Annotated in this window: 3 protein-coding genes; 1 reads left to right on the top strand and 2 read right to left on the bottom strand. The window is 68.9% G+C overall.

Going from position 1 to position 2531, the window contains the following annotated elements; genetic code table 11:
* Window positions 1-215: 50S ribosomal protein L11 methyltransferase (locus M6689_RS04760; protein ID WP_298268454.1), on the bottom strand; the 215-nt coding region annotated here is incomplete at its 3' end.
* A gap of 142 nt (window positions 216-357) precedes the next feature.
* Here M6689_RS04760 and M6689_RS04765 point away from each other — a divergent pair.
* Window positions 358-1767 (top strand): phosphoglucomutase/phosphomannomutase family protein, encoded by a 1410-nt coding sequence (locus M6689_RS04765; RefSeq protein WP_298268456.1) that lies wholly within the window; start codon window positions 358-360, stop codon window positions 1765-1767.
* Between the two features lie 95 nt (window positions 1768-1862).
* Here the strand turns inward: M6689_RS04765 and M6689_RS04770 are convergent, their stop codons facing one another.
* Complete coding sequence (locus M6689_RS04770) at window positions 1863-2435, bottom strand: hypothetical protein (RefSeq protein ID WP_298268458.1); 573 nt, start codon at window positions 2433-2435, stop codon at window positions 1863-1865.
* Window positions 2436-2531 lie beyond the last annotated feature (96 nt).

Genomic DNA, 2531 nt, shown 5'->3' on the forward strand with positions numbered 1-2531 from the left:
GTGCCGCTCCCCAGGTCGAGGACCCGGGCGCCGGAGAGGCCGGGGAGCTCTTCGAGCTTCTCCAGGCAGGAGGCGGTGGTCTCGTGCTCGCCGGAGCCGAAGGCCCCCTTCTTTCCCATGACGAGGGGGAGGCCGGCCTCCGCGGGAACGGGGTGGTCCTCCGGCACGATGATGAACCCCCCCACGCGGAAGGGGGTGAAGATACGTCCATGCATGGCAGAAGCTCCGTAACTGGTGATGAACCGCCACCTTACCCCATTTCCCGGCGGATGGGAACAAACAAAAGGTTGACTTGCACCGGGAGAGTGCGGAAAATTACCCGGCTTTCATTTCGCGACGCGAGGAGGATTGTATTCCATGCAGATAAAGTTCGGTACCGACGGGTGGCGCGGCGTCATCGCCCGGGAGTTCACCTTCGACAACCTCTCCCTCGTGGCCCAGGCCACCATGGAGTACCTGAAGCGGGAAGGGCTGGCGGCCCGGGGGATCGTGGTCGGCTATGACCGCCGCTTCCTCTCCCGGGAGTTCGCCGAGCGGGTGGCGGAGATCGCCGCCGGCAACGGGATCCGGGTCTGGCTCACCGACGGCTGCGCCCCGACGCCGGCGGTCTCCTGGGCGGTCCGGGAGCTGGGAGCGGGGGGCGGGGTGATGATTACCGCGAGCCACAACCCCCCGGCGTACAACGGCTTCAAGGTGAAGGAGGCGTTCGGCGGCTCGGCCCGCCCGGCCACCACCAGGGTCTTGGAGGAGATGGTGGCGGCAAACCGGGCGGCGGGGGGGTCGGTGGAGGCACTCCCCCTGGCCGAGGCGATTGCCGCCGGCACCGTCGCCCGCTTCGACGCCAAGGCCGGCTACTTCCGCCAGCTCGCCCGCTACGTCGACCTCGACCTGATCCGTCGGGCCGAGATCCCGGTGGCCGTCGATCCGATGTACGGCGCCGGAGCCGGCCTCATCCCGGAGCTCCTTCCGGGGGCGTTCGAGATCCACGGCGAGGAGAACCCGAACTTCGGCGGCCGGCCGCCGGAGCCGACGGAGGAGCACCTGGAGGAGCTGTCTCTCCTTGTCGGCAGCGGCCGCTACCGGGTGGGGCTCGCCCTGGACGGCGACGCCGACCGGATCGGCGCCGTGGACGAGACCGGCGCGTTCTTCTCCTCCCACCGGATCTTCACGGTGATCCTCCGGCACCTCCATGAGCGGAAGGGGCTCCGGGGCGGGGTGGTGAAGACCGTCTCCACCACCCGGATGATCGACCTCCTGGTGGAGAAGTACGGCCTTCCCCTCTTCGAGACCCCCATCGGCTTCAAGCATATCTGCGAGCTGATGCTGGAGCACGACATCCTCATGGGGGGAGAGGAGTCGGGGGGGCTCGGGGTCAAGGGGCACATCCCGGAGCGCGACGGGATCCTCATGGGGCTGCTGCTGCTGGAGGCGATGGCTCTGTCGGGGAAGGGGCTCCGCCAGCTTCTGGAGGAGACCATGGACGAGATCGGCCGCTTCTCCTATCGCCGCATCGACCTCCCCATCGACAACGGCGCCAAGGAGCGGCTCATCGCCCGGCTCACGGCGGGGGGGGTCGGCGCCATCGCCGGCCGGGAGGTGGCCCGGGAAAACTTCCGCGACGGCTTCAAGTTCATCTTCGGCGACGGTTCCTGGCTCCTCATCCGCCCCTCTGGGACCGAGCCGGTGCTGCGCCTCTACAGCGAGGCGGGCGATCCGGAGACGGTGGAGGAGCTGCTGGCGGCGGGACGGGAGATCGCCGGGATCTGATCGAGGAACTGCTGGTATCGCTTACGCGCGAAGGCCCCGTTCAGCCGCTTCTGAAGCGGCTGCCGGGGCCTTCGCCGTTTCCCGGTCGTGGGCGGTCAGTCGTCGTCCCGTTCGTGCCAGCGTCCGTAAGCGGGGCGTCGATCGTCCCAGCGCCTCGCCTCCCGCCACCGTTCCCGCTCTTCGTGCCGGTCCCGCCAGCCGCCGTCGGGGCGGAAGGTGCGCCAGCGGCCATGATCGTCGTCATCGCAGTAGCGGCGGTATTCCCGGTCGCGCCAGAAGCGGATCCTCTCCACCGGATAGCGCCGGATCTCCCAGGGGATGGCGCGGTATTCCACCACCGCCCACGGACCGCGGTACGACGGGCCGCCGTACCATCTCCCCCCGCGGCTGAGGTAGTAGCGGTTGCCGGCGTAGAAGAGGTCGTAGGGGGTGTCGACGGCAGTGTAGAAGCCGAGCCGCGGCGAGAGAATGAACTGGGGCGGCTCGGCGATCACGACGGGGGGCGGGGGCGGGGGCGGGGCGTAGGCCGGTTCGTAGGCCGGCTCATAGCGGACCGGCACCGGCGGGATGCCGAGGTTGATCCCGAGGCTGAAATCGACGTTGCCGGCGTGGGCGGTGCCGGCCAGGGCTGCCATGCAGGCGAGGGTTGCAAGAATCTTCGTGGTCATGGTTCGTCCTCCTTGGGAGAAATCCCCGGCCCGAAACGCAGAAAAGCCGGGGCAGAATATCTCGTCAGGATATTTCGGCGACCCGGCTGTCTCGGT

The sequence above is a fragment of the Geobacter sp. genome, assembly GCF_027327745.1.
Classification (GTDB): Bacteria; Desulfobacterota; Desulfuromonadia; order Geobacterales; family Geobacteraceae; genus Geobacter.

Bases quoted from the DNA above. Each gene is read 5' to 3' on its own strand.
- M6689_RS04765 (WP_298268456.1), top strand. From the start codon at position 358: ATGCAGATAAAGTTCGGTACCGACGGGTGGCGCGGCGTCATCGCCCGG.
- M6689_RS04770 (WP_298268458.1), bottom strand. From the start codon at position 2,435: ATGACCACGAAGATTCTTGCAACCCTCGCCTGCATGGCAGCCCTGGCC.